This is a genomic window from Stenotrophomonas sp. (assembly GCF_032103445.1).
Classification (GTDB): domain Bacteria; phylum Pseudomonadota; class Gammaproteobacteria; order Xanthomonadales; family Xanthomonadaceae; genus Stenotrophomonas.
Window position 1 is genome coordinate 1 of sequence record NZ_DAMDFR010000034.1, and the last position, 24,242, is coordinate 24,242.

The 24,242-nt window shown below is 66.0% G+C and carries 27 protein-coding genes; 12 read left to right on the forward strand and 15 right to left on the reverse strand.

The features are described 5' to 3' along the window. The 4 genes from RT551_RS13015 to pdhA all read right to left on the reverse strand — a co-directional run. Nucleotides 1-506 (reverse strand): biotin/lipoyl-containing protein (locus RT551_RS13015; RefSeq protein WP_313459332.1); only part of this gene is annotated, 506 nt, incomplete at its 3' end. After that, nucleotides 503-856, reverse strand: a complete 354-nt coding sequence (locus tag RT551_RS13020) for an SH3 domain-containing protein (protein ID WP_313459334.1) — start codon at nucleotides 854-856, stop codon at nucleotides 503-505. The genes RT551_RS13020 and RT551_RS13015, both read right to left, overlap by 4 nt. A 1-nt stretch (nucleotide 857) precedes the next feature. After that, nucleotides 858-1,928, reverse strand: a complete 1,071-nt coding sequence (locus RT551_RS13025) for an alpha-ketoacid dehydrogenase subunit beta (RefSeq protein ID WP_125361934.1) — start codon at nucleotides 1,926-1,928, stop codon at nucleotides 858-860. After that, the gene (gene pdhA / locus RT551_RS13030) at nucleotides 1,921-3,003 is read right to left on the reverse strand and encodes a pyruvate dehydrogenase (acetyl-transferring) E1 component subunit alpha (RefSeq protein ID WP_313459336.1); all 1,083 of its coding nucleotides are present in this window, start codon (nucleotides 3,001-3,003) and stop codon (nucleotides 1,921-1,923) included. Before pdhA ends, RT551_RS13025 begins: the two co-directional genes overlap by 8 nt. 303 nt (nucleotides 3,004-3,306) lie before the next feature. Between pdhA and RT551_RS13035 the strand changes: the two genes are divergently transcribed. From RT551_RS13035 to RT551_RS13045, 3 genes are all read left to right on the forward strand, one after another. Beyond that, nucleotides 3,307-4,182 (forward strand): tryptophan 2,3-dioxygenase family protein, encoded by an 876-nt coding sequence (locus RT551_RS13035; RefSeq protein WP_313459338.1) that lies wholly within the window; start codon nucleotides 3,307-3,309, stop codon nucleotides 4,180-4,182. 121 nt (nucleotides 4,183-4,303) lie between these two features. After that, a complete protein-coding gene (locus tag RT551_RS13040) occupies nucleotides 4,304-5,803 on the forward strand; it encodes an oligopeptide:H+ symporter (RefSeq protein ID WP_313459340.1) in 1,500 nt (499 codons plus the stop codon). 35 nt (nucleotides 5,804-5,838) lie between these two features. Beyond that, complete coding sequence (locus RT551_RS13045; protein ID WP_313459343.1) at nucleotides 5,839-6,372, forward strand: thioredoxin family protein; 534 nt, start codon at nucleotides 5,839-5,841, stop codon at nucleotides 6,370-6,372. Between the two features lie 115 nt (nucleotides 6,373-6,487). Here the strand turns inward: RT551_RS13045 and RT551_RS13050 are convergent, their stop codons facing one another. Continuing rightward, nucleotides 6,488-6,892, reverse strand: coding sequence for a DUF6795 domain-containing protein (locus RT551_RS13050; RefSeq protein WP_313459346.1), 405 nt, complete (start codon nucleotides 6,890-6,892; stop codon nucleotides 6,488-6,490). Nucleotides 6,893-7,121: 229 nt separating this feature from the next. Here RT551_RS13050 and RT551_RS13055 point away from each other — a divergent pair, with 229 nt between their 5' ends. After that, nucleotides 7,122-8,264 (forward strand): hypothetical protein, encoded by a 1,143-nt coding sequence (locus RT551_RS13055; RefSeq protein ID WP_313459349.1) that lies wholly within the window; start codon nucleotides 7,122-7,124, stop codon nucleotides 8,262-8,264. A 72-nt stretch (nucleotides 8,265-8,336) separates the two neighbouring features. On the opposite strand, the gene RT551_RS13060 is transcribed toward RT551_RS13055, so the two are convergent. Next, nucleotides 8,337-8,828, reverse strand: coding sequence for a MarR family transcriptional regulator (locus RT551_RS13060; RefSeq protein WP_125360569.1), 492 nt, complete (start codon nucleotides 8,826-8,828; stop codon nucleotides 8,337-8,339). Between the two features lie 129 nt (nucleotides 8,829-8,957). Here RT551_RS13060 and hppD point away from each other — a divergent pair, with 129 nt between their 5' ends. Further along, the gene (gene hppD / locus RT551_RS13065; protein ID WP_313459351.1) at nucleotides 8,958-10,073 is read left to right on the forward strand and encodes a 4-hydroxyphenylpyruvate dioxygenase; all 1,116 of its coding nucleotides are present in this window, start codon (nucleotides 8,958-8,960) and stop codon (nucleotides 10,071-10,073) included. Between the two features lie 12 nt (nucleotides 10,074-10,085). Further along, nucleotides 10,086-11,387, forward strand: coding sequence for a homogentisate 1,2-dioxygenase (gene hmgA / locus RT551_RS13070; protein WP_313459353.1), 1,302 nt, complete (start codon nucleotides 10,086-10,088; stop codon nucleotides 11,385-11,387). Here hmgA and RT551_RS13075 read toward each other — a convergent pair. Next, nucleotides 11,377-11,886 carry a hypothetical protein gene (locus RT551_RS13075; RefSeq protein ID WP_313459356.1) on the reverse strand — a complete coding sequence of 170 codons (510 nt, stop codon included), beginning with the start codon at nucleotides 11,884-11,886 and terminating at the stop codon, nucleotides 11,377-11,379. The two genes, hmgA and RT551_RS13075, sit on opposite strands and share 11 nt — an antisense overlap. A 135-nt stretch (nucleotides 11,887-12,021) precedes the next feature. Between RT551_RS13075 and RT551_RS13080 the strand changes: the two genes are divergently transcribed. Continuing rightward, the gene (locus RT551_RS13080) at nucleotides 12,022-12,633 is read left to right on the forward strand and encodes a hypothetical protein (RefSeq protein WP_313459359.1); all 612 of its coding nucleotides are present in this window, start codon (nucleotides 12,022-12,024) and stop codon (nucleotides 12,631-12,633) included. 78 nt (nucleotides 12,634-12,711) lie between these two features. Beyond that, nucleotides 12,712-13,665, forward strand: a complete 954-nt coding sequence (locus RT551_RS13085) for a sodium:calcium antiporter (RefSeq protein ID WP_313459361.1) — start codon at nucleotides 12,712-12,714, stop codon at nucleotides 13,663-13,665. Nucleotides 13,666-13,832: 167 nt separating this feature from the next. On the opposite strand, the gene RT551_RS13090 is transcribed toward RT551_RS13085, so the two are convergent. From RT551_RS13090 to RT551_RS13125, 8 genes are all read right to left on the reverse strand, one after another. Continuing rightward, complete coding sequence (locus tag RT551_RS13090) at nucleotides 13,833-14,243, reverse strand: Na+/H+ antiporter subunit G (RefSeq protein WP_313459364.1); 411 nt, start codon at nucleotides 14,241-14,243, stop codon at nucleotides 13,833-13,835. After that, nucleotides 14,240-14,524 carry a K+/H+ antiporter subunit F gene (locus RT551_RS13095; protein WP_125360575.1) on the reverse strand — a complete coding sequence of 95 codons (285 nt, stop codon included), beginning with the start codon at nucleotides 14,522-14,524 and terminating at the stop codon, nucleotides 14,240-14,242. The genes RT551_RS13090 and RT551_RS13095 overlap by 4 nt, the downstream gene beginning before the upstream one ends. After that, a complete protein-coding gene (locus RT551_RS13100) occupies nucleotides 14,521-15,027 on the reverse strand; it encodes a Na+/H+ antiporter subunit E (RefSeq protein ID WP_313459367.1) in 507 nt (168 codons plus the stop codon). The genes RT551_RS13095 and RT551_RS13100 overlap by 4 nt, the downstream gene beginning before the upstream one ends. After that, nucleotides 15,024-16,559 carry a monovalent cation/H+ antiporter subunit D gene (locus RT551_RS13105; RefSeq protein WP_313459369.1) on the reverse strand — a complete coding sequence of 512 codons (1,536 nt, stop codon included), beginning with the start codon at nucleotides 16,557-16,559 and terminating at the stop codon, nucleotides 15,024-15,026. The genes RT551_RS13100 and RT551_RS13105 overlap by 4 nt, the downstream gene beginning before the upstream one ends. Next, nucleotides 16,556-16,936, reverse strand: coding sequence for a Na+/H+ antiporter subunit C (locus RT551_RS13110; protein WP_313459372.1), 381 nt, complete (start codon nucleotides 16,934-16,936; stop codon nucleotides 16,556-16,558). Before RT551_RS13110 ends, RT551_RS13105 begins: the two co-directional genes overlap by 4 nt. Next, nucleotides 16,936-19,764, reverse strand: a complete 2,829-nt coding sequence (locus tag RT551_RS13115) for a monovalent cation/H+ antiporter subunit A (protein ID WP_313459374.1) — start codon at nucleotides 19,762-19,764, stop codon at nucleotides 16,936-16,938. The genes RT551_RS13110 and RT551_RS13115 overlap by 1 nt, the downstream gene beginning before the upstream one ends. Before the next feature lie 353 nt (nucleotides 19,765-20,117). After that, nucleotides 20,118-20,603 carry an Mpo1-like protein gene (locus RT551_RS13120; protein WP_313459377.1) on the reverse strand — a complete coding sequence of 162 codons (486 nt, stop codon included), beginning with the start codon at nucleotides 20,601-20,603 and terminating at the stop codon, nucleotides 20,118-20,120. Between the two features lie 11 nt (nucleotides 20,604-20,614). Beyond that, a complete protein-coding gene (locus RT551_RS13125; RefSeq protein WP_313459380.1) occupies nucleotides 20,615-21,541 on the reverse strand; it encodes a phosphoribosylaminoimidazolesuccinocarboxamide synthase in 927 nt (308 codons plus the stop codon). A 144-nt stretch (nucleotides 21,542-21,685) separates the two neighbouring features. Here RT551_RS13125 and RT551_RS13130 point away from each other — a divergent pair, with 144 nt between their 5' ends. The 4 genes from RT551_RS13130 (at nucleotide 21,686) to RT551_RS13145 (ending at nucleotide 24,100) form a co-directional block, all read left to right on the forward strand. Beyond that, nucleotides 21,686-22,018, forward strand: a complete 333-nt coding sequence (locus RT551_RS13130) for a DnaJ domain-containing protein (RefSeq protein ID WP_313459419.1) — start codon at nucleotides 21,686-21,688, stop codon at nucleotides 22,016-22,018. 37 nt (nucleotides 22,019-22,055) lie between these two features. Further along, nucleotides 22,056-22,733 carry a ribulose-phosphate 3-epimerase gene (rpe, locus tag RT551_RS13135; protein ID WP_125360582.1) on the forward strand — a complete coding sequence of 226 codons (678 nt, stop codon included), beginning with the start codon at nucleotides 22,056-22,058 and terminating at the stop codon, nucleotides 22,731-22,733. Between the two features lie 2 nt (nucleotides 22,734-22,735). Beyond that, entirely contained in the window at nucleotides 22,736-23,227 is a 492-nt protein-coding gene (locus tag RT551_RS13140) for a GNAT family N-acetyltransferase (protein ID WP_313459383.1), read from the forward strand. A 108-nt stretch (nucleotides 23,228-23,335) separates the two neighbouring features. Beyond that, nucleotides 23,336-24,100 (forward strand): hypothetical protein, encoded by a 765-nt coding sequence (locus RT551_RS13145; RefSeq protein ID WP_313459386.1) that lies wholly within the window; start codon nucleotides 23,336-23,338, stop codon nucleotides 24,098-24,100. The last annotated feature ends 142 nt before the right edge of the window (nucleotides 24,101-24,242 follow it).

Here is a 24,242-nt window from a genome sequence, read left to right on the forward strand (position 1 = left end):
CGCACGGCGGGCACGGCCTTGACCCCGCCCACCGCCACCGCCTGCTCGGCGTGCACGGCGTTGGAGCTCTGCATGGCCCCGACCACGGTGCCAGCGTCATCGCGCTCTGCCGACGGCTTGGCGATCTCGCCGCCCTCGTCGGAGGCCACCACCTTGTCCGGCTGTGCCGGTGCGGTCTGGCCCGTGCTCGGGGCGGCAGCCGGTGCGGCATGTCCATGGCTGTGACCGGTGTCCTGGCCGTCGGCGCGCTGCGGCAGGTTGGGGTCCAGTTCGAACTGGGCCAGCACGCTGCCGGTGGGAATGATGTCGCCGGGGCCGCCGGACAGCTTCAGCACCTTGCCCGAGAACGGCGAGGGCACTTCGACCACGGCCTTCGCCGTTTCCATCGACACCAGCGGCTCGTCGAGCCGGATCACGTCGCCTTCCTTGACGAACCACTCGACGATGGTGGCGTCGGGCAGGCCCTCGCCCAGATCGGGCAGGTTGAAGTTCTTGTTCTCACTCATGTGCAGTTCTCTTCAAGCAGTTCGAGATCGCGGGCCGGCAGCCAGCCCGTCGCGCCGTTCGCGCGTTCGGACCACCACCAGCCGCCGTGTTCATGATGCAGTTTGACCAGTTCACCGCTTTCAACGTCCAGTTCGCGGGCGTCGTAGTCGCGCAGGGCTTCCGCGCGACCATCATCCAGCACCTGCAACCATGCCACCGGAGCCCAGCCGGCGCGCCCGTCATCGGTGCGCACCCAGGCAAACGCCGGCCATTCCTCGTCACGAACACCCAGTTCGACGATCTGGCCGGTGCGGAACCGGAGCGGGTTGGAGTACTGGCTGCGGTACGGGCCTAGAAGACGGGCCCGCATGTCAGCCTGCCGCCACCGCGCGTTTGGCCGCGCTCACAATACGGTCCACGCTGGGCAGATACTTCATTTCCAGGCGGAACAGCGGAATGTGGGTGTCGTAGCCGGTCACGCGTTCGACCGGGGCCAGCAGGTCGTACAGCGATTCCTCGGCCAGGCGTGCGGCGATTTCCGCGCCGAAGCCGGCGGTCTTCGGCGCTTCCTGCACGATCACGCAGCGGCCGGTCTTGGCCACCGATTCGGCGATGGTGGCAAAGTCCAGCGGGCGCAGCGTGGCGACGTCGATGACTTCAGCACTGATGCCTTCGCCGGCCAGCTTGTCGGCGGCTTCCAGCGCTTCCTTCACCTGCGCGCCCCAAGTCACCAGGGTCACGTCGGTGCCGTCGCGCAGCACGAAGCAGACATCCAGCGGCAGGGCTTCACCGTCGTTGACCACCACTTCCTTGTACTGGCGGTAGATGCGCTTGGGCTCCATGTAGATGACCGGATCCGGTTCGCGGATCGCAGCCAGCAGCAGGCCATAGGCACGCTGCGGCGACGACGGCAGGACCACGCGCAGGCCCGGCACGTTGGTGAAGATGGCCTCGTTGGCTTCGCTGTGGTGTTCCGGCGCGCGGATGCCACCGCCCCACGGCACGCGCAGCACCATCGGGCAGTTCAGGCGGCCACGCGTGCGGTAACGCAGACGCGCGGCATGGCAGACGATGTGGTCGACCATCGGGTACATGAAGCCGTCGAACTGGGCTTCGGCCACGGGCTTCATGCCCTGTGCGGCCAGACCAATGGTGAGGCCGGCAATGGTGGTTTCATCCAGCGGAGTGTCCAGCACGCGGTCCGCGCCGAAGCGCTGCTGCAGGCCGGCGGTGGCGCGGAACACGCCGCCGTTCACGCCCACGTCCTCGCCCAGCACCAGCACCGACTTGTCGTGCTCCAGCTCCCAGGCCAAGGCCTGGGTGATGGCTTCAATAAGGGTGATGGGGGTGCTGGTCATGGTCTGTTCTCCGCGCGCAAGGGCGGCGCTGTCGGCGGCGTGGGTCTGCGCGGTGGTGCTGGAAACGTGCTTGAGCTCATCCATGACGCTGCTCCAGGGCAATGGCCTGCGCGCGCTGGGCCAGCAGGTCCTGCGGCGGGTCGGCGTACAGATAATCGAACATTGCCTCGACCGGCTGCACCGGCGTGTTGAGGTACAGGTTCACTTCCTCATCTACGCGCTTGCCGCACTCGGCGGTCCAGGCCGCTTCTTCTGCCTCGCTCCACACACCGGCGTTGGTCAGATACTTGCGCAGGCGCAGCATCGGTTCCAGCAGCCAGGCGTCCTTCACTTCCGCGTCGTCGCGGTAGCGACGGGCGTCGTCGGCGGTGGTGTGGTCGGACAGGCGGTAGGTCATCAGTTCCAGCACGGTGCCGCCGTCGCCGGCGAGGGCGCGATCACGCGCCTGCAGCATGGCAGCCATCACCGCGATCAGGTCGTTGCCGTCCACCTGCAGGCAGTGCAGGCCGCCAGCCAGGCCCTTCTGGGCCAGGGTTTCGGCACCGGTCTGGGCCGAACGCGGGACCGAAATGGCCCAGCCGTTGTTGACGATGCACAGGATCAGCGGGAGCATGTAGGCACCGGCCGAGTTCAGCGCGGCGTAGAAGTCGGTCTTGGAGCTGCCGCCGTCGCCGCATACCGCCACGGCGATCTGCTTCTCGTTGTTGAGCTTGAACTTCAGCGCCGCACCGGCCGCGTGCAGGCACTGGGTGGAGATCGGCACGCAGAACGGGAAGTCCTTGGCCGCGTTGCCGCCGTAGTCATTGCCGCGCTCGTCGCCGCCCCAGTACATCAGCACATCGCGCGGGCGCACGCCGCGCATGAACATCGCGCCGTATTCGCGGTACGAAGGCGCGAACACGTCGTCCTTCTGCATGGCAGCACCGATGCCCACGTGCGCGGCCTCATGGCCCAGGCAGGCCGCGTAGGTGCCCAGCTTGCCGGTGCGCTGCAGCGCGATCGACTTGCCGTCGAACACGCGCACGAACAGCATCTGCTTGAACATCGGCAGCAGCGCCTTGGGGTCGCGCAGGGCCTCGGGCAGGTCATCGCGGACGAGGTTACCGTCCGTGTCCAGGTACTGCAGGTATTCGATCTTGAACTCAGCGGCAACCGTCATTGCGTACTGCACCTTCGACAGGAAGTTACAAATGATATGAATTGCCATGTTAAGGAAGGCGTACGAAAAAGCCGTCCTGCGGCGCAACAAGGAAACCGCCTGGCAGCCTCCGGGTATACCGCTGTCAGGCCGGAAAGGCCAATAACATCAACGTATTCAGTTGCCGCAACGGCGCATGAGCGCGCTCACGCCGGGGCAGCCGCGGCAATGGGTCGCAGCGGCGACCGCGCTGAACGGGGCGACCACACGCCACCGTAGGGCGGCCGCTGCGCTACGCTTGCACCCCCTTATGCGGTCACCGCCATGTCTGTCGACAAGAACCAACGCGATCTGGAAGCCGGCATCCACACCGACCTGGAGGGCCGCCTGACCTACGGGGGCTATCTGCGCCTGGACCAGCTGCTCAGCGCCCAGCAGCCGCTGTCCAACCCCCCGCACCACGACGAGATGCTGTTCATCATCCAGCACCAGACCTCCGAGCTGTGGCTGAAGCTGCTGGCCCACGAGCTGCGCGCGGCGATCGGCTTCCTGCAGCGCGACGAGGTCTGGCAGTGCCGCAAGGTGCTGGCCCGCAGCAAACAGGTGCTGCGCCAGCTGACCGAGCAGTGGTCGGTGCTGGAAACCCTGACCCCGTCCGAGTACATGGGCTTCCGCGACGTGCTGGGGCCTTCTTCGGGCTTCCAGTCGCTGCAGTACCGCTACATCGAGTTCCTGCTGGGCAACAAGAACGCGCAGATGCTGCAGGTGTTCTCGCACGACCCGGCCGGGCAGGCCCAACTGCAGCAGGTGCTGGACGCGCCCAGCCTGTACGAGGAGTTCCTGCGCTACCTGGCCCGCTTCGGCCATGCCATCCCCGAGGTGTACCAGCACCGCGATTGGCAGACCGCGCATGTGGCCGACGACGCCCTGCACCCGGTGTTCGAGCGCATCTACGAGAACACCGACCGCTACTGGCGTGAGTACTCGCTGTGCGAGGACCTGGTTGACCTGGAAACCGCCTTCCAGCTGTGGCGCTTCCGCCACATGCGCACGGTGATGCGGGTGATCGGCTTCAAGCGCGGCACCGGCGGCTCCAGCGGGGTGGGGTTCCTGCGCCAGGCGCTGGAACTGACCTTCTTCCCGGAGCTGTTCCAGGTGCGCACCACGATCCGCAACGACGATCCACTGCCACCGGGGTGAGGCCCTATTCAGGCAAACACGCGGAAGTGTTTATTTGACGTGAACGCCCAAGTTCTGGAATTCTCCCGGGTTGTTTCGCACATCGGACGTGCATGTCTTCCACCGAACCCAGGAATCCCGCATGAGCGTAGACGCCGCGAAATCCGTTCCCGAACCGGCGTTGCCGGAGTTCAAGACCACCCTCGGCCACCCGCGTCCGTTGTGGATGCTGTTCATGACCGAGTTCTGGGAACGCTTTGCGTTCTACGGAATCCGCTGGGCCCTGGTGCTGTACATCGTGGCGCAGTTCTTCGACGGCGACGCCGCCGGGCAGGGCGCGGCCAGCCGCACCTACGGTGCCTATCTGGCGCTCGTGTACGCCGCGGCGATCTTCGGCGGCTATGTGGCCGACCGGGTACTGGGCTATCAGCGCTCGATCCTGACCGGTGCGGTGATCATGGCGGCCGGCCTGTTCATGGTGGCGATGCCGGTCAAGGAAGTGTTCGAGCTGGGCCTGGCCACGATCATCATCGGCAACGGCCTGTTCAAGCCGAACATCTCGACCATGGTCGGCAAGCTGTACGGCCTGAAGGATGAGCGCCGCGATTCGGGCTTCACCATCTTCTACATGGGCATCAACGTCGGTGCGATGATCGCGCCGGTGCTGACCCAGTTCCTGGCCGAGAAGATCTTCGGTACCGAAGCCATGCCGTCCTACAAGATGGTGTTCATCGCTTCGGGCATCGGCATGCTGCTCAGCCTGGTGTGGTTCTACGTCGGTCGTGCCGGCCTGAAGGGCATCGGCGCACCGCCGGCCGGTGCCGAAGGTTACGGCCGCATCGTGATGGTGCTGGTGGGTTCGCTGGTGGCCATTCCGGTGGCCTACTTCCTGCTCTCCACCGGTGCCACCGCACTGGCCTGGATTCTCGGTGTGCTGTTCGTCGCGCTGGCAGTGCTGCTGCTGGTGGAAGGCATCCGCGAGGGCAAGGTGCAGCGTGACCGCGTGATTGCGATGCTGATCATCTTCACCTTCAACGTGATGTTCTGGATGTTCTTCGAACAGGCCGGCAGCTCGTTCACCTTCCTGGCCGACAACATCGTCAACCGCAACCTGGGTGGCTGGACCTTCCCGACCGCGTGGTTCCAGTCGGTGAACTCGGTGGCGATCATCACCCTGGCTCCGATCATTGCCTGGATCTGGGTCAAGCTGGGCAGCGCCAACCCGTCCATTCCGCGCAAGTTCGGCCTGGGCCTGCTGTTCAATGGCGCGGCCTTCGCGCTGCTGATGCTGGCCCTGTCGACCATGGTCGTGGAGGGCAAGATCCCGTTCTGGACCCTGTTCATGGTCTACGTGATCCAGTCGGTGGGTGAGCTGTGCCTGTCGCCGATCGGTCTGTCGATGGTGACCAAGCTGGCTCCGGTGCGCCTGGTTGGCTTCGGCATGGGCGGCTGGTTCCTGTCCACCGGCATCGGCAACAACCTGTCCGGCATCTTTGCCGGTGCGGTCAGCGGCGAAGGCGGCATGACTGTCGAGTCGGCGCTGAAGGGCTACACCTTCGGCTTCTGGGCCTTGATCGGTTCGGGCGTGGTGCTGTTCCTGATCGCGCCGCTGATCAACAAGCTGATGCACGGCGTCAAGTGAGGTCTGCGATGCGCATGAAGACGGGGTGTTTTTCGATGATAGTGGCGGGCCTGCTGTGCGCCTGTTCGCCCTCCTCGGCTCCCACCGCCGCGCCTGCGCAATCGCCTGCCTCCGCGCAGCCACCGGTCGCTGAGTCCGGCGCACCGGTGGCCGCCGATGTGGCGGCACTGAACACCCGCTTCGACCCGGCCCGTGACCCGGCGGCCGACCTGGCGGTCGCGCAGGCCGAAGCCCGCCGCACTGGCAAGCGCATCGTGCTCGATGTGGGCGGCGAGTGGTGTTCCTGGTGCCACCTGCTGGATGCCTTCATCGAAGGTGATGCCGACGTCCGCACGCTGGTCGATACGAAGTACGTGTGGATGAAGGTCAACTACAGCGAAGACAACGAGAACGCGGCCTTCCTGTCGCAGTTCCCGACGATCAAGGGCTACCCGCACCTGTTCGTGCTCGACGCTGACGGCAAGCTGCTGCACTCGCAGTTCACCGGCGAACTGGAAGCGGACAAGGGCCAGCCCAAGGGCTACAACCGCGAACGCTTCCTGGCGTTCGTGCAGGCCTGGGCTCCGTAAACTCGGCAAAACGTCGTCGGCACGTCATTGAATGGACGCGTGGCGACGCGTTCTTCTTCGCGGCTGCCGCAAACGTACTGCGGCGCGGCTCTACGTCATCGGTAGGCTGGGTTTCTCACACCAGTCGGCAGATTCCGAACGTCTCCGTTTCCGGATGCGCCACAGCCTCGTCGCTCAGATCGCAGACAAACCGCAAGGCACGCCCGGGCACCTCGCCCTGGGCGTCATAGTTGCGCTTGCTCATCACCCAGCCCTTATGCGTCTTGCCCTGGTAGCGCAAGGTGATGCGCTGGCCGATCACCGGCTCATGCGGCAGCAGCCCGGCGGTCCACGAGGTGGCGGTCACCGCGGGAAAGCGGAAGCGGCCCTGCGCATCGGTGGTCACCGTGGCGGTGCCGCGCTGGTCCTTCCAGTGCCAGTGATGCTCCTGCTCAACCTGCACGCCGGCGACCGGTTGTCCGTCCATCACCACGGTGCCTTCGACTTCGGAAAACAGCGTCAGCGTCTTTGAAAAAGCCATTGCCCATCCTGGGGTAAGTAGTCCAGCCAACAGGGTGCAGCACACCCACGACATCCTTTTTGACACGCGCGCTTCCTGCTCACTGCGATAACGCAGCAGACTGCCATGAAAAGAGCGCGGTGTGTCACATCTTCAACGCTCGGCCCTACAGTTACTCCACGCACTGCCGTTACCCCCAAGGACCTGACGCCGCACCCGACTGTGGCGCACCCTTGAGGACCAACCCCGCATGCAGCCCGGCACCAGCGACACCGTTTCCGAAACCACAGCGGCGGCCGTGGCGGGCGTTGCGCTGCCGCCGGCCGAAGTGTTGCTCGATGATCACTCCTCGCCCGATGCCCTTGGCAGCGAGGCGGACGCGCCGTCGCCGGGCTCTACCCTGTACCGCCTGCCGCTGATTTCGGTGCCGGACAACGTGCTGCTCAAGGCCGCCGTGCAGAAGCTGGTGGAACAGAAGGCGCAGCTGGACCGGCTGGCCCGCAATCCAGCCCTGGCCGGCCTGCTGCCGAGCGAGTGGCAGGGTGCCGGCAACCGTGGCGTGGACCTGCAGGCCTTTGTGCTGTCTGTGCTGCCCTATCTGCACAACACCGCCACGGCCGACACCCAGCCGGCGCGCTTGCCGCTCAAGCACGTGATCGGCGACAGCGGCCGCTGGGAACATGCCGATGTGGCCGAACCCAAGTCGCTGGCGTTCTTCCTGGCCAGCGACGACCGCGCCAGTGCCGGGGCCAAGGATCCGGCCGGGGCGTATCTGGTCGCCGCGCTGGGTCTGGCCTGGGCACACGAGGGACGCACCCGCCCCGGCTTCCTGCGCCAGATGGGCTACGACAGCATGGCCGCGCGCGTGCATGTACTGCCGTACCCGGAGCCGGGCGAGCTGGCGCTGTACAGCGTGGTGGCGCATGGCACTGCGCAGGTCTGGTGTGTGCTGGGCCGGCGCAAGCTGCGCCCGCTGCTGGCCCCGTGGCTGAGCGTGCCGCTGCTGACCGCGTATGGCGTTCCCGCGCCGACCCTCTGGCCTGCGTCGTATCCGCCGGTCGAGGAGGTGGCGCAGATGCTGGCCACCGTCCGCCAGGGCAAGGGGCCGGTGGAAGTGGACCTGGTCAAGACCGCCGCCAAGGTGGCCGAAGACGCCTCCGGCGAAGCGTGGGTCCCGGTCAGCCTGCTCCAGGTGGGCACCTGGGTGCCGCGCTGGCGCTACTTCATGGCCACGTTCATCGGCCTGCCGTCGGCCATCCTGGTGATCGCGGCGCTGGCCCTGCCGAACGCTGTGGAGGCCGCCGCCGTGGCGGCCTCACTGGGGCTGGCCGCCGGTGCGATCGGGGCATTGGCCGCACCCTGGGTGCACGCGCGGAAGAAGCATCTCCGGTGACGACCAACGGTCGTCACCTACCGGGCGTGCACGCAACGCGGTAGGTACCCACCGTTGGTGGGTACGCTGCCATCACCCCTCATCCATGCGCTGCAGGCCGTCCCCGGCCAGGCGCAGGATCAGCTTCTCCAACAACTGTTCTTCCTCTTCGCTGAGCACCGACATCAGCTTGCGGGTGATCTCGATTACCAGCGGAGCAATCGTCTCGTACACCTCGAAGCCGGCGGCCGAAAGCGCCAACACCGAGCGGCGGCGGTCGTCGCCATGGGTTTCACGCTTGATGAAGCCCCGCTCCAGCAGTCTGGCCACGGCGCGGCTGACCGCCACCTTGTCCATCGCGGTGCGGTCGGAGACCTCGCTGGCCGAAGACCCCGGGTATAACGCCAGGATGGTGATCACCCGCCATTCCGGGATCGCCAGCCCGTAGCGGTCGCCGTACAGCTTGGCGATGTTGCCGCTGACCCGGTTGGACAGGACGCTGAGCCGATAAGGCAGAAACTGCTCCAGGTCGAGCAGGGCGTGCGAGGCGCGGATGCGCTGGCTGGCGGGATCGGGCGGATTCATGCTGCAGTGCACCTTGATGGTGGTTTCATATGAAACTATAAACCTTCATTCCGGACTCCGCATTCTCGCGGGTCTGCCTTCCGCCCGTCATCTGGTTTTTTCAGGTGGGGCCAGTTTTGGAGCCACGTCATGAGCAGCCAGCCCAGCACCGCCACTCACGCCCCCAACCCGGGCATGCAGGTGACCACCTTCGAAAACCCGATGGGAATCGACGGGTTCGAGTTCGTCGAATTCGCAGCGCCCGCAGGACGTGGTGCCGAGCTGCACGACTATTTCCGCAAGATGGGCTTCACCGCGGTGCTGCGCCACAAGCAGCGCGCCATCACCGTGTATCGCCAGGGCGACGTGAACTTCCTGGTCAACGAAGACCCGGACTCGTTCGCTGCAGACTTCGCCGCCAAGCATGGTCCGTGTGCCTGCGGTTTCGCCATCCGCTTCCAGAAGCCGGGCGAGCAGGTGTACCAGATGGCGCTGGGCAACGGGGCCGAGGCGGTCGACTTCAAGCCCGAATCCAAGGCGGTGCCGGCTCCGGTCATCAAGGGCATCGGCGACTGCATGCTGTATCTGGTGGACCGTTATGGTGCCAACGGCAGCATGTTCGACACCGACTACGCGCCGATCGAGGGCGTCGACCAGCATCCGGTCGGCTTCGGGTTGACCTTCATCGACCACCTCACCCACAACCTGTACTTCGGCAACATGCAGCAGTGGTCGGACTACTACGAGCGGCTGTTCAACTTCCGCGAGATCCGCTACTTCGACATCAAGGGCCTGAAGACCGGCCTGGTGTCCAAGGCAATGACCGCGCCGGACGGCATCGTGCGCATTCCGCTGAACGAGTCGTCCGACCCGAAGAGCCAGATCAACGAATACCTCGATGCCTACAAGGGTGAGGGTATCCAGCACATCGCCTGCTTCACCGAGAACATCTACGACACGGTGGAAGCGATGCGTGCTCAGGGCGTGGAGTTCCTGGACACGCCGGACACCTATTTCGACGTGATCGACCAGCGCGTCCCCAACCACGGCGAAGACGTGGCCCGTCTGGCGAAGAACAAGATCCTGATCGACGCCGACCCGGAGACCAAGCAGCGCAAGCTGCTCCAGATCTTCACCCAGAACTGCATCGGCCCGATCTTCTTCGAGATCATCCAGCGCAAGGGCAACGAAGGCTTCGGCGAAGGCAACTTCACCGCGCTGTTCGAAAGCATCGAGCGCGACCAGATCAAGCGCGGCGTACTGTAACCGGAGGCCCCCATGTCCCCGTCCATCGCTTCACGCGGCTATCAAACCGGCTTCGGCAATGAATTCGCCACCGAAGCCCTGCCGGATACCCTTCCGGTCGGGCGCAACTCACCGCAACGCGTGGCGCGGGGGCTGTATGCCGAGCAACTGTCCGGCACTGCGTTCACCGCCCCGCGCGGCAGCAACCGGCGCAGCTGGGTCTACCGCATTCGCCCGGCGGTCACCCATGGGGAGTTCACCCCCTACGCGCAGCCGTACCTGCACAGCGACTTCGCGCACGGTGCGGTGTCGCCCAACCAGCTGCGCTGGGACCCGTTGCCGCTGCCGACCACGCCGACCGATTTCGTCGATGGGCTGTACACCATGGGCGGCAACGGCGCACCGGACGCGCATCATGGTGTGGGTATCCATCTGTATGCCGCTACGGCGGACATGCAGGGCCGTTACTTCTACAACGCCGATGGCGAACTGCTGATCGTGCCGCAGCTGGGCCGGTTGCGCCTGCTCAGCGAGTTCGGCGTGATCGAGATCGAACCCCAGCAGATCGCGGTGATGCCGCGTGGTGTGCGCTTCCGCGTGGAGCTGCCCGACGGGCAGGCGCGGGGCTACATCTGCGAGAACTTTGGCGCGCTGCTGAAGCTGCCCGACCTGGGGCCAATCGGCTCCAATGGGCTGGCCAACCCGCGCGACTTCGAGACCCCGCACGCGGCCTTCGAAGACGTGGAAGGCGCGTTCGAGCTGATCGCCAAGTTCCAGGGGCAGCTGTGGCGCGCCGACATCGACCACTCGCCGCTGGACGTGGTGGCCTGGCACGGCAACTACGCGCCGTACCGCTACGACCTGCGCCGCTTCAACACCATCGGCTCGATCAGCCACGACCACCCGGACCCGTCGATCTTCCTGGTGCTGCATTCGCCGAGCGACACGCCGGGAACAAGCAACATGGACTTCGCGATCTTCCCGCCGCGTTGGCTGGTGGCGCAGGACACGTTCCGCCCGCCGTGGTTCCACCGCAACATCGCCAGCGAGTTCATGGGCCTGATCCACGGTGCCTACGACGCCAAGGCGGAAGGGTTCGTGCCCGGCGGTGCCTCGCTGCATAACTGCATGAGCGGTCATGGCCCGGATGCGGCGACGTTCGAGAAGGCGTCGGCGGCTGATCTCAGCAAGCCGGACGTGATCAAGGACACGATGGCCTTCATGTTCGAAACGCGTGGGGTTATTCGACCGACCGCGCAGGCCATGGAGGCCGCGCATCGCCAGCGTGGGTATCAGCAGTGCTGGCAGGGGTTGAGGAAGCATTTCACGGTGTGACCGCCTCGCAATGCTCCAGCGGCAGCGCTTCCATCACGCGCTGCCTTACCCGCTGGGAATAGCCTTCGGACGTCATCCCCGGCAGCGCCTCCAACGCCGTCCGCAGGCTTGTCACCACATCCCCTTCGGCCCGCGCCATCTGCAGATCCCGATACAGCGCCGCCGCCTGCGGATTGCGCTGCAGCTCCAGAATGCCCAGCAGATAAATCCGCGCGGCCACCAATGAGCGACGTCGCTCCGGTGCCGGCTCCGCCGCAGCGGGAGCTGCTACTGCAGCAGGCACCGCCACCACCACCGCCGGCTCCGGCGCAGACACCAGATACCCGGCCTGGATCATCTGGATCACCATCGCCGGCGCTTCCGGGCCGATCAGCGCAGTCAGCTGGGCAATATCGCGCTGGCCGTCACACATGATCAGCAGCCGCCGCTGGCGCATGTCCAGCGGCGCACGGTGAGCCTGCAGGGCGTCGCGGGCGAGATCGGTCTTGCGCGGTTGCATGGGGAGAGGTGTCGATGCGGTGCATGCCGAGCCTGAACGGGGCAGGTGAAAGCGTGATGACAGCCGCTCGCTTGCATGCATCCGCTGCACGCCGGAGCGACTACGCTGCCGGCACTGAACGGAGGAGGTGTGCTCATGAAACAGCTGGGAGGCGTTCTGGCCATCGGTATGGTGTTGTCCCTGGCCGCCTGCGACCGGCGGCCCCCGGCGGTGGTACCCGCCGATGAATCACGGCCTGCCGCCGCAGGCGAACCGGCCGCACCTGCGCCGATGCCCACCACACAGAATGGCGCGACTGCGGGCGGCGGACCTGCGCGTCTGGACGGCTATGGCGCGGCGACTCTGGGTGCTTCGTTGGACGCGCTGAAAACCGCCTGGAACGAACCGCTGCAGGGTGACGTGCCGGATGACTATTGCCATGCGCTGCGCCCGCAGGGAGCGCAGGCCGAGGATGTGGTCTTCATGATCGAGGGCCGCAAGCTGGTCCGCTATGACGTGCGCAACGACCGCATCGTCGCCCCGGGTGGCGGCAAGGTCGGCATGACCCTGGGCGAGCTGCAGGCGCTGTATCCGGAGCGGGCGGACCTGACCCCGCACAAGTACGAGCAGAACGGGCACAACCTGCGGGTGCGGCCGGCCGCCGAGGGCGGCGCGATTCTGAACTTCGAGATCGGTGGCAATGGCACCGTTACCGCGTGGCGGGTTGGCCAGACCCCGCAGGTGGACTACGTGGAAGGCTGCAGTTGAGGTAGCGTAGGCACCGGGAGGTGCCCCGCCGGGCACATGGGAACGCCGGGCCATGCCCGGCATCATGGGGAGAGACCGATGATCGCTGCTGCCATCTGGTTCGTGCTGGGCCTGGTGCTGCTGGCACTGGGTGGGGATTCCATCGTCAAAGCGGCCTCGGGGCTGGCGCAGCGCTTTGGGGCCTCGCCGTTCGTCGCGGGGCTGCTGCTGGTCGCCTTCGGGACCTCGCTGCCGGAACTCGTGGTCAACGTGCGCGCCTTCGCGGTGGGAGCGGAGGACCTGGCGCTGGGCAACGCGGTGGGCAGCAACATCGTCAATGTCGGTCTGACCCTGGGCCTCGCCGCGCTGGCCGCGCCGCTGCTGGTACGGGCCCGGGTGCTGTCGCCACTGCTGGTGCTGCTGGCGGTGGTCAGCCTGGCGCTGATCGTATTCGGCCTGGACGGGGTCATCGCGCGCTGGGAAGGCGCACTGATGCTGCTGGGTTTCGTCGGCGTGCTGGCGTTCCTGCTGCGTGCGGCGCGGCGCGAAGCGGAGCCGGTGCGCGAAGCCATAGCCGGCTACGCAATGACCCGCACCGGCCTGTTCCTCAACCTGTTGCGGGTGGTGTTTGCCGGCGTGGCGCTGTACTACGGTGCGCGCTGGATTGTGGGTGCCGCGCCGGTGCTCGGGGCCGGACTGGGCTGGTCACCGCTGCTGGTGGGCCTGTTACCGGTGGCGATCGGCACCGCGTTGCCGGAAATTGCGGCGGCAATCGTGGCCGCGCGTCGCGGGCAGGGCGACATGGTGCTCGGCCACGTAATCGGCTCCAGCCTGTTCAACCTGCTGGTGGTGGTGGGCGGCATGGCTGCGCTGCGCCCGATTGCGCTGCCGGAATCGTTCGTGAAGCTGGAGCTGCCTGCGGCAATCGCCTTCGTGCTGGTGCTGTACCCGATGCTCCGTGGGGACCTGACTGTCAGCCGGCGTGAGGGCGGAATTCTGCTGGTGGCGTTCGTGGGCTGGGTGGTGCTGGAGCTGGCGTTGATTCGCGGCTGACCACCGGTGCCGGGTTTCCGCGGACACGCATGGCGTGTCCCTACATGATCGCTCGACCATGGGTCGTAGTGACACGCCATGCGTGTCAACGCCATGTCCCTGCACACGTATACGCCCTGCGTGGCTTCGCGGTGCCGGACCCGATCGCAGCCACGCAGGGCGTGGCTCTACGGCGATTGTTCCGGGGCCGGGTGGGTGTTGCGGGCATCGGTCATGTCGCGCGGCTCCGGCGGCGGCAACTGCTCTTCTTCGGCCTTGTCATTGCCCGGCAGGCTCGGCCGCTTCTCCATCATCAGCGACAACGCGGCCTTGGCCATCATGTGTGCGCTGATCGGCGCGGTGATGAACAGGAATGCGGTAATCAGCAGCTCACGCGGCTGCGGATCTTCACCCAGGAAGATGTGATACGCCACCGATCCGGCCAGCACGCAGCCCACGCCCAGCGTGCTGGCCTTGGTCGGCGCATGCAGGCGCTTGAAGAACGTGGACAGCTTCACCAGGCCCAGCGCACCGACCAGGATGAAGAAGCAGCCGAACAACAGCAGCAGCGACAGCAGGATCTGGATGAAGGTGATCATTCGACGATGTCCCGGCGCAGCACGAACTTGCTCAGCACCACCGTGCTGCCGAAGCCCAGCATCGCAATCACCAGCGCTGCTTCAAAGTACACCGCCGAATTGAGGTACATGCCAAACAGCATCAGTTCGGCAATGGCGGTTACCGACAAGGTATCCAGCGCCAGGATGCGATCCGGCACGGTCGGCCCGCGCAGCAGACGCCAGGTGGCCAGCAGCATGGCCAGCCCGACCACGTGCATGCACACCACCAGCGTGGTCTGGATGAACACATAACCGGTCATGGGAAGATCTCCATCAGCGGGGCTTCGTAGCGGGTCTTGATCTGCCGGATCAGCTCGTCCGGGTCATCCAGGTGCAGCACATGTACCAGCAGGTAGCGGCGGTCGTCGGACAAGGCTGCTGACACCGTGCCCGGGGTCAGCGTGATCATGCTGGTCAGCGCGGCGATGCCGTGGATATTGGCAATGTCCAGCGGCAACCAGATGAAGCCGGGGTGGATGCGGCGCTCCGGCCCCAGTACCTGGATCGCCACGCGGATGTTGGACACCAGGATGTCCCACAGGGTGACGCAGACCAGCTTGGGAATCGGCCGCAGCGAGCCGATGCGGGCGAACTCGCGGTCCAGGCGCGCGGCGAACAGCGGCACCACCACGCCCAGCACCAGCCCGAGCAGGATCTGGCCCAGAGTGAAGCTGTCGGACATCAGCACCCAGAACGCCAGCACCGTGAAGCTCAGCATCGGCGAGGGAATCAGGTGGCGGAACAACGGGCGTTTGCGCGTCATGGGCGGCGGATCTCCGGCGTGGTCGCGCGCAGCTCGCCCACGTAGTCCTGCGGTTGCAGCAACTGGGCGGCCATGGCGTCGGTGTAACGCATCAACGGGTTGGCGAACACTGCCATACCGATGCCGTAGACCAGCAGCAGTCCGGCGGCGAACAGCTCCACCGTGCGGGTAGGGGCCTTGCGCGGCGCGGGTACGCCTTCTTCGGCGACCGGCACGCGCCAGAACAGGCGCACGCCACCGCGAGTGATGCCGACGATTACCATCAAGCTGCTGACCAGCACTGCGCTCCACACCAGGCCGGTGTACTGCGCAGGCATGCCAGCCAACAGTGCGGCCTTGGCCAGGAAGCCGGACAGCGGCGGCAGGCCGGCCACCGACACCGCGGCGATCAGGAACAGCACCGCCGGGGTCTGTTTGCCGGGCATCGGCGCGATCACTTCCTTGCGGTCGCTGGCTCCGCCGCGACGACGGCGGATCAGGTCGGCGATCAGGAACAGCGCGGCGGCGACAAAGGTGCTGTGCGGCAGGTAGTACAGACCGGCCGACAGCACCTGCGGCGTGCGGATGGCGAAGGCAATGAACAGCGTCGCCGCCGACACCACCACCAGATAGGAGATCAGCACACGCAAGCGCGCAGCGGCGAGGACGCCGAGCCCGCCCAGCACCAGCGTGGCCACGCCGGCCCACAGCAGCCAATGGCTGCCATAGCCAGCCATCGGGCCGGCATCTTCACCGAACCACAGCGAGCTCACCCGCAGCACGGCATACAGGCCGACCTTGGTCATGATCGCGAACAGGGCGGCGACGGCGGCGGGCGCACGCGCGTAGGCTTCCGGCAACCACAGGTACAGCGGCATCAATGCCGCCTTGCTGCAGAACACCAGCAGCAGCAGACCCAGCGTGGCCTTGGTCAGGGTCAGGTGGCTGGCTGGCACTTCGGCGATGCGCTGCGACAGCTCGGCCATGTTCAGCGAACCCAGCGAGGCGTACAGCAGGCCCAGCGCGATCAGGAACAGGGTCGAGGCGGTGACGTTGAACACCACGTAGTGCAGGCCGATGCGCATGCGCAGGCCCCGCCCGCCGCTGAGCAGCAGGCCGTACGAGGCGATCAGCATCACCTCGAAGAACACGAACAGGTTGAAGATGTCGCCGGTGAGGAAGGCACCGTTCAAACCGACCAGCTGGAACTGGAACAACGCGTGGAAGTGCGGTGCGCGCCGGTCCCAACCGGAACAGGCATGCAGCAGGCAGGCAATGGCCAGCAGCAGGGTGGTCAGCAGCATCCAGCTGGACAGCCGGTCGGCCACCAATGCGATGCCCAGCCGTGCCGGCCAGTCACCCAGCAGGTACACCGCGATGCTGCCATCGGCCGTGCGCGTGAACAGCAGGGCCACCGCAGCGGCCAGCGCCGCCAGCGTGGTCCAGGCCACGCTGCGCTGCACCTTGGGCCCATAGCGCCGGTGTTCGACGAACAGCGAGAGCGCTGCACCGACCAACGGAATCAGGATGGGCAGAATCACCACATGATTCATGCGCCGCCCTCCCGGCCCGGCGCGGTGTCGGGTGCCGGCTCGTCCTCGTGGGCGTCCACATGGTCGCTGTGGTTGTCGCTGCGGCTGCGCATGGCCAGCACGATGCTCACTGCGGTCATCGCAAAGGCAATGACAATGGCGGTCAGCACCAGCGCCTGCGGCAGCGGGTCGGTGTAGTTGCCCAGGTTCGAGGCCACCCCTTCCTTCAGCACCGGAGCCTTGCCACTGACCAGCCGGCCACCGGCGAAGATCAACAGGTTGGTCGCGTAGGACAGGAAGGTCATGCCCAGAATCACGTCGAAGCTGCGTGCGCGCAGCAGCAGATAGACGCCGATCGTCGCCAGGACGCCAATCGCGCTTGCCAGGGCCAGTTCCATCAGTGCATCTCCCCGGTCAAGGCCGAACGGCGGTTGGGATCGATCTCACCCTTGCGGGCGTTGCGGGTGCGGTGCGGCTTGATCGTGCCCATCATCGACAGCATCAGCATCGCGCCACCGAACACCACCAGGTACACGCCGGTGTCGAATCCGATCGCACTGGCCAGCGGCACGGTGCCGATCAGCGGCAGCTCCAGGTCGATGTGACCGCTGGTCAGGAACGGCACCCCGAACAGCATCGAGGCGCAGCCACTGACGATGGCGATCAGCAGGCCGACGCCGATGCAGCGGATGTAGTCGAAGCCAAAGCGCGATTCCACCGATTCGGTGCCCTGGATCACGTACTGGATCAGCAGCGGCACTGCCAGCACCAGGCCGGCAATGAAGCCGCCACCCGGCGCGTTGTGGCCGCGCAGGAACAGGAAGATCGACACCGTCAGGGTGAGCGGGAACATGATCTGGGCCAGATCGGCCGGTACCGGCAGCTTGATCGGCGGACCCGGCATGATCTGCTCCGGAGCCATGCGCGAACGCCGCAGCAGTGCATGCACCACCAGCGCGGCAATGCCGAACACGGTGATCTCGCCGAAGGTATCGAAGCCGCGGAAGTCCACCAGGATCACGTTGACCACGTTCTCGCCGTAGGCTTCGGGCAGGGCGCGCGCCAGCATCTCGCCCGCCATGGTGTTGGGCGGCAGGGTCATCGCGCTGTAGGCCATGGCTCCCAGGCCGCCGCCGGCGATGACGGCGATCACCGCGTCACGCCGTTTGCGCCAGCGCGATTTTTCCGGTGGTGACTGCGCCGGCAGGTAGTTCATGCCCAGCAGCATCAGCACCAGGGTGACCATTTCCACCAGCAGCTGGGTCAGCGCCAGATCCGGTGCGGACAGGAACACGAAGGTCAGCGACACCATCAGCCCCACGCCACCGACCACCAGCACCGCCAGCAGGCGCTGCCGGTACACGAACAGCGCGCCGAACGAGCAGACCACGATCACCGCCCACAGCACCCAGCCCAGCAGCGGAATCGGCTGCGGCGACGGCCAGTTCGGGGAGATCGGGTTGGCCACGAACGGCGCGGCCGCGACCACGATGGCCACCACCACCAGCGCCATCAGCATGCGCTGCAGGCTGCCGTTGGCCAGCGTGTGAGTGAGGCCGTGGGCGAAGCCGAACACCAGATCCAGCTGCTTGTGGAACAGGTTGCGGCCGATGGTGCGGCTGACCACCGCATGCAGGTTGATCAGCCGGCGCAGGCCGAAGTACAGCGCTACGCCGCCGAGCACGCCGACGATGCTCATCACCAGCGGCAGGTTGAAGCCGTGCCACACCGACAGGCTGAAGCTGGGCATTGCCGGCCCCAGAATGGCCTGTGCGGCGGTGTCGAGCACCGGCGCGATGGTGATCGCCGGCGCGATGCCGACGGCCAGACAGATCACCACCAGGATCTCCACCGGCACCTTCATGAAGCGCGGCGGCTCGTGTGGCACCCGGTCCAGATCATGCGGGCCCTTGCCGAAGAAGGTGTCGTGCACGAAGCGCAGGCTGTAGGCGACGCCGAACACGCCGGCCAGCAGCGCCGCGATCGACACCGCGATGCGCATCGGCTCAGGGCCCTGCGTGGTGATCGCCTCGGCGAACAGCATTTCCTTGGACAGGAAGCCATTGAGCAGCGGAATGCCGGCCATCGCCAGCGAGGCGATGATCGCCAGCGCGCTGGTGAACGGCATCAGCCGGCGCAATCCGCCGAGCTTGCGCATGTCACGCGTGCCGGTTTCATGATCGATGATGCCGGCGGCCATGAACAGCGACGCTTTGAAGGTGGCGTGGTTGAGGATGTGGAACACGCCGGCCACCACCGCCATGGGCGTCGACAGGCCGAACAGCAGGGTGATCAGGCCCAGGTGCGAGATCGTCGAATAGGCCAGCAGGCCTTTAAGGTCATGCTGGAAGATCGCATTCCACGCGCCGATCAGCAGGGTGATCGCGCCGATGCCGCTGACCGTGTAGAAGAACAGGTCGGTGCCGGCCAGGGCCGGGTGCAGCCGCGCCAGCAGGAACACGCCGGCTTTGACCATGGTCGCCGAGTGCAGGTAGGCCGACACCGGGGTCGGCGCGGCCATGGCGTGCGGCAGCCAGAAGTGGAACGGGAACTGCGCGCTCTTGGTGAAGATGCCGGCCAGCACCAGGAACAGGGCATACGGGTACAGCGGGCTGCTGCGGATCACATCGCCCGCAGCCAGCACCGCATCCAGCTCGAAACTGCCGACAATGCGGCCGATCAGCAGGACACCGCCGAGCAGGGCCAGGCCACCGCCGCCGGTCACCACCAGCGCCATGCGCGCGCCTTCACGCGCGTCCTGGCGGTGCGACCAGAAGCCGATCAGCAGGAACGAGCTGATGCTGGTCATTTCCCAGAACACCATCAGCAGCAACAGGTTGCCCGACAGGACCATGCCCAGCATGGCCCCCATGAACAGCAGCAGGTAGCAGTAGAAGCGGTGCGCGCTGTCGCGGGCGCTCAGGTAGTAGTGGGCATACATCACCACCAGCGCGCCGATGGCCAGCACCATGCCGGCGAACATCCAGGCCAGCCCGTCCAGGCGCAGCGAGAAGGCCAGGCCGATCTGTGGCAGCCAGTCGCCGAAGCTGCGCACCACCTCGCCGTGCATCACGGCCGGGGTCATCGTCGCCAGCAGCGCCAGCCCGCCCAACGGGGCGACGCCGGCCAGCCAGGCGGCAGTGGCGCGGGAGCTGGTACGGAATGTGGCCACGACCGCTGCCATCAGGAAGGGCAGGGCCAGCAGCAGGAGCAGGGCAGGATTCATGCAGGGAATGCGCGATTCACGAGCAGGTTGTTCAGTCTAACAGGCGGTCATTTGTCGCCGATATACCCGAATACGCCAGCAACTGCAGGGAACGTGCGTGGTTCATTTTTTCAGGCCCCATATCCGCCCCATTCGGCACCCGTCAAAGCCGTATGGACAAACCCGTCCGCTTTGCCGCATCTGGCCCCTTGTTGTTCAGCGTGGGCGTTTCCGCCCAGCAATGGCAGGGGCTGCGACCACACCTCGGCTGGCCTGGACATGAACGGCCGATGTCGAAAATGGATCACCCACGGCGATGCTGGGCGCGGGTCCGTGCAGCGCCGGTGATGATCGATTTCGTTCAGGTTTGGGGGTTAATATTTCCAGCCCATCTGGCGGAACAGCTTGGCCATCACCCAGGCCGGCCCGATCAGCAGATAGGTCAGGTCGGTGAGGAAGCTGGGCTTGCGGCCCTCGAACTTGTGGCCGATGAACTGCGCGATCCACGCCACCACGAACACGCCCAGCGCGGTCCAGCCCAGACCGGCAATGCCGATCTGGGCTTCCAGCAGGCGGCACACGCAGCCGCAGACGAACAGCATGCCCAGCATGCCAATGCCCAGCGACCTCGACAGGCGGTTGTAGAAGCACCAGGCGGTGAACATCGCCAGGCCGGCCCAGACGCCGTGCTGGAACCAGGTGATCAGCGGCGGAATGCACCACAGCAGACCCACCACCGACCACAGGATCGCCGGAACCGCGACCACGTGGATGCGCTGGTTCAGTGCATTGCGATGGTCATCGGAGTAGCTGGCGAAGTAGCGGTCAATCGGCCGCACAACCTGGGTGGTGGTGGACATGGTGGCTTCCGTCAATCCACGCTGATGCCGGCCAGGCGCTGCAGCGCCTCGGCGTACTTGGCGCGGGTACGTTCGATGATGTCGGCCGGGATGTTCGGGCCCGGGGCGGTCTTGCCCCAGTCCAGCGTTTCCAGGTAGTCACGTACGAACTGCTTGTCGTAGCTTGGCGGGCTGGTGCCCACTTCGTACTCATCGGCCGGCCAGTAGCGCGACGAATCCGGGGTCAGCATCTCGTCCATGATGTACAGGCGGCCGTCTTCATCGGTGCCGAACTCGAACTTGGTGTCGGCCAGGATGATGCCGCGCTCGCGGGCGTAATCCGCCGCGAACTTGTAGATGCGCAGGGTGGCGTCGCGCACGCGCTCGGCCAGGTCCACGCCCACCTGCTTGACCATCGCGTCGAAGTCGATGTTCTCGTCGTGGTCGCCCACCGCCGCCTTGGTCGACGGGGTGAAGATCGGTTCCGGCAGCTGCTCGGCCTGGCGCAGGCCGTCGGGCAGCTCGATGCCGCTGACCTTGCCGGTGCGCTGGTAGTCCTTCCAGCCGCTGCCGATCAGGTAGCCGCGGGCGATGGCCTCGACCGGCACGGGCTTCAGCTTGCGGGTGACCACCGCGCGCCTGGCGTACAGCGCCGGGTCCACGCCTTCGGGCAGGACGCTGGCGACATCAATGCCGGTCAGGTGGTTGGGCATCAGGTGCGCGGTCTTGGCGAACCAGAAGTTCGAGACCTGGCAGAGCATTTCGCCCTTGCCCGGAATCGGGTCCGGCAGCACCACGTCGAAGGCCGACAGACGGTCGGTGGCGACCATCAGCAGGTAGTCCCCCGGCGGGGTGCCGGCGGGCAGCCGGTCGCGCGGAATGTCGAAAACATCACGCACCTTGCCGCGATGGCGCAAGGGCAGGCCGGGGAGATCGGATTGCAACAACGTGGTCGGCACGGGCACTCCTGAGGCTTCGTCGAGACAGCTGTCCAGGGCACCCGGTGACGGGCCCGCCAGACAGCGGGCGGCCTAGTGTAAAGCGGGTTGGGCCCGCTGTGACGTAAAATGGATCACCTTTTTCAAGCGGCCGCCCCGACGACCATGCGCTGGTACGGAAAACTGCTCGGATTCATCGCCGGGGCCCTGCTGTTCCGGCCCAACCCGCTGTTCGGGGCGGTCATCGGCCTGCTGCTCGGCCACGCCTTCGACGCCGACTGGTTCCGGCTGAACAGGGAAAACCCCTACCGCGAGCTGGGACTGACCTCCGAGGCCACCGACGCAGAGATCGACCTGGCCTACCGCCGGCTGATCTCCCAGTACCACCCCGACAAGGTGGTGGGCGCGGCCCCTGAGCTGCGCCAGCAGGCCGAGCGCAAGTCGCGCCAGCTCAACGCCGCCTACGACCGCATCAAGACCCTGCGCAAGCGCGGTTAGCGCTGCCCTCCCTTCTTCCTTCTGCAAGGCCCTGGCCATGTCCAACTGCATCATCGCCCCCTCGATCCTGTCCGCCGATTTCGCCCGTCTCGGCGAGGAAGTGGACAACGTGCTTGCCGCCGGTGCCGACTGGGTGCACTTCGACGTGATGGACAACCATTACGTGCCGAACCTGACCATCGGTCCGATGGTGTGCCAGGCGCTGCGCAAGCACGGCATCACCGCGCCCATCGACGTGCACCTGATGGTGGAACCGGTGGACCGCATCATTCCCGACTTCGCCGAGGCCGGGGCCACCTACATCAGCTTCCACCCGGAAGCCAGCCGCCACGTGCACCGCACCATCCAGCTGATCCGTTCGCTGGGCTGCAAGCCGGGCCTGGTGCTCAACCCGGGCACCCCGGTCGACGTGCTGGACTGGGTGCTGGATGACCTGGACCTGGTGCTGCTGATGTCGGTCAACCCGGGCTTCGGTGGCCAGGCCTTCATTCCCTCGGCGCTGGACAAGCTGCGCGTGGTGCGCGAGAAGATCGACGCCAGTGGCCGCGACATCCGCCTCGAGATCGACGGCGGGGTGAAGGCCGACAACATCGGTGCGATCGCTGCTGCCGGTGCCGATGCCTTCGTCGCCGGTTCGGCCATCTTCAATGCGCCGATCAGCTACAAGGACGTGATCGAGCAGATGCGCCGCAACGTCGCCAAGGCGCGGGGCTGAGCATGGCCGCCTCCGGCGTGCTGATCCGCGATGCCATTGCCGGGGATGCGGCGCTGATCCTGCGCTTCATCCGCGAGCTGGCGATCTACGAGAGGGCCGAATCGTCGGTGCAGACCGACGAGGCCGGCATCCGCGACAGCCTGTTCGGTGCCGGTGCCAAGGCGCGCGCGCTGATCTGCGAAGCCGACGGCCAGCCCATCGGCTACGCGGTGTACTTCTACAACTACTCGACCTGGCTGGGCCGAAACGGCATCTACCTGGAAGACCTGTACGTCAGCCCCGCCAGCCGTGGCAGCGGTGCCGGCAAGGCCCTGCTGCAGTACATCGCACGGCAGGCGGTGGCGGAAGGCTGCGGCCGCTTCGAGTGGTCGGTGCTGGACTGGAACACCCCGGCCATCGACTTCTATGAAGCGATGGGTGCGCGTCCGCAGAGCGAGTGGACCGTGTACCGGCTTGAAGGCGACGCGTTGAAGGCGTTCGCGGAGCGCGCGTAAGCGTTGCAGGCATGGGCTTTTGCCGACGCATTGTCGGCATTGCCTCTGACGTGATCAGGCGAGCGTGAAGACAATTGCAGGTACTTTCTTGCCTGCGTCGAGGTCTCCGTGCTGCCGCCACAATGTCCGCTGAGTTCCCATGTCAGTCACTCCAACGCGCTGAGTGCCGAGCGCGCGGTTACCGGCCTGTCTGCGTTGGGCAACTCACTGCACGACATGGCTAACCGGGCCGTGGTCTGGGTGCGCGATGCGAGCTTGTCTGACGATCAGGCTGGGGTTGAACCGCGTGGCGGAATGTCACTGGGCATGATGATTGGGCTCTCGTTTGCGATCGCCCTGGTTTGGAACGTAGGCAAGTTCCGAATGTGGGAACGCCGCGTCGCCCGGGTGCGTGCCCATCTGGCGCAGGAGTTGCGGCGGCCGCAACGTATCCAGCATCGTCGCAATGCGATTGATGAACCTGCGGTTGGCGTTATTGGAGTAAGGGAGCTGCGCTTCCTGGCCGAGCTGGGGTTGGCTCCGTCCGCGTCGGTTCGGCCGCCTCACGCAGAACATCTGTCCATCCGCCAGCGGGACCTGATCCATGCGCTCGGAGCACGGCACGGATACCGTGAGGCCGTCGGCGTACCAGCAGAGGGTCAAGAGGTCGCTGGCGAATCCATCGCTAGTCCAGTTGCAGACGGCGATGATGCAGCCATCGACAACACCCCGTGGGACGAAAGCATCGAAACGCTGGAGCAACGATTCCCGGAGGCGCTGCGCCACGAGGTGAGGCGGGAGTATGAGGTGGGATATGGCATCGCCAGGGACGCCGCCGAACTGTGGCACGCAGCAACGCTATCCGATGCGGACGAATCGTCGGGCCCCAACTAAAAAAGGCCGCACCCTTTCAGATGCGACCCCGGAAACAGCGGGAGGCTGATCCTGCCTCCATCCATCATCCCTGCTATGGCCTTCTATTCTCCGGGTGTTGGGTGACCGTTTGATGACGTTCACCACGGCTGAAACACCGCGC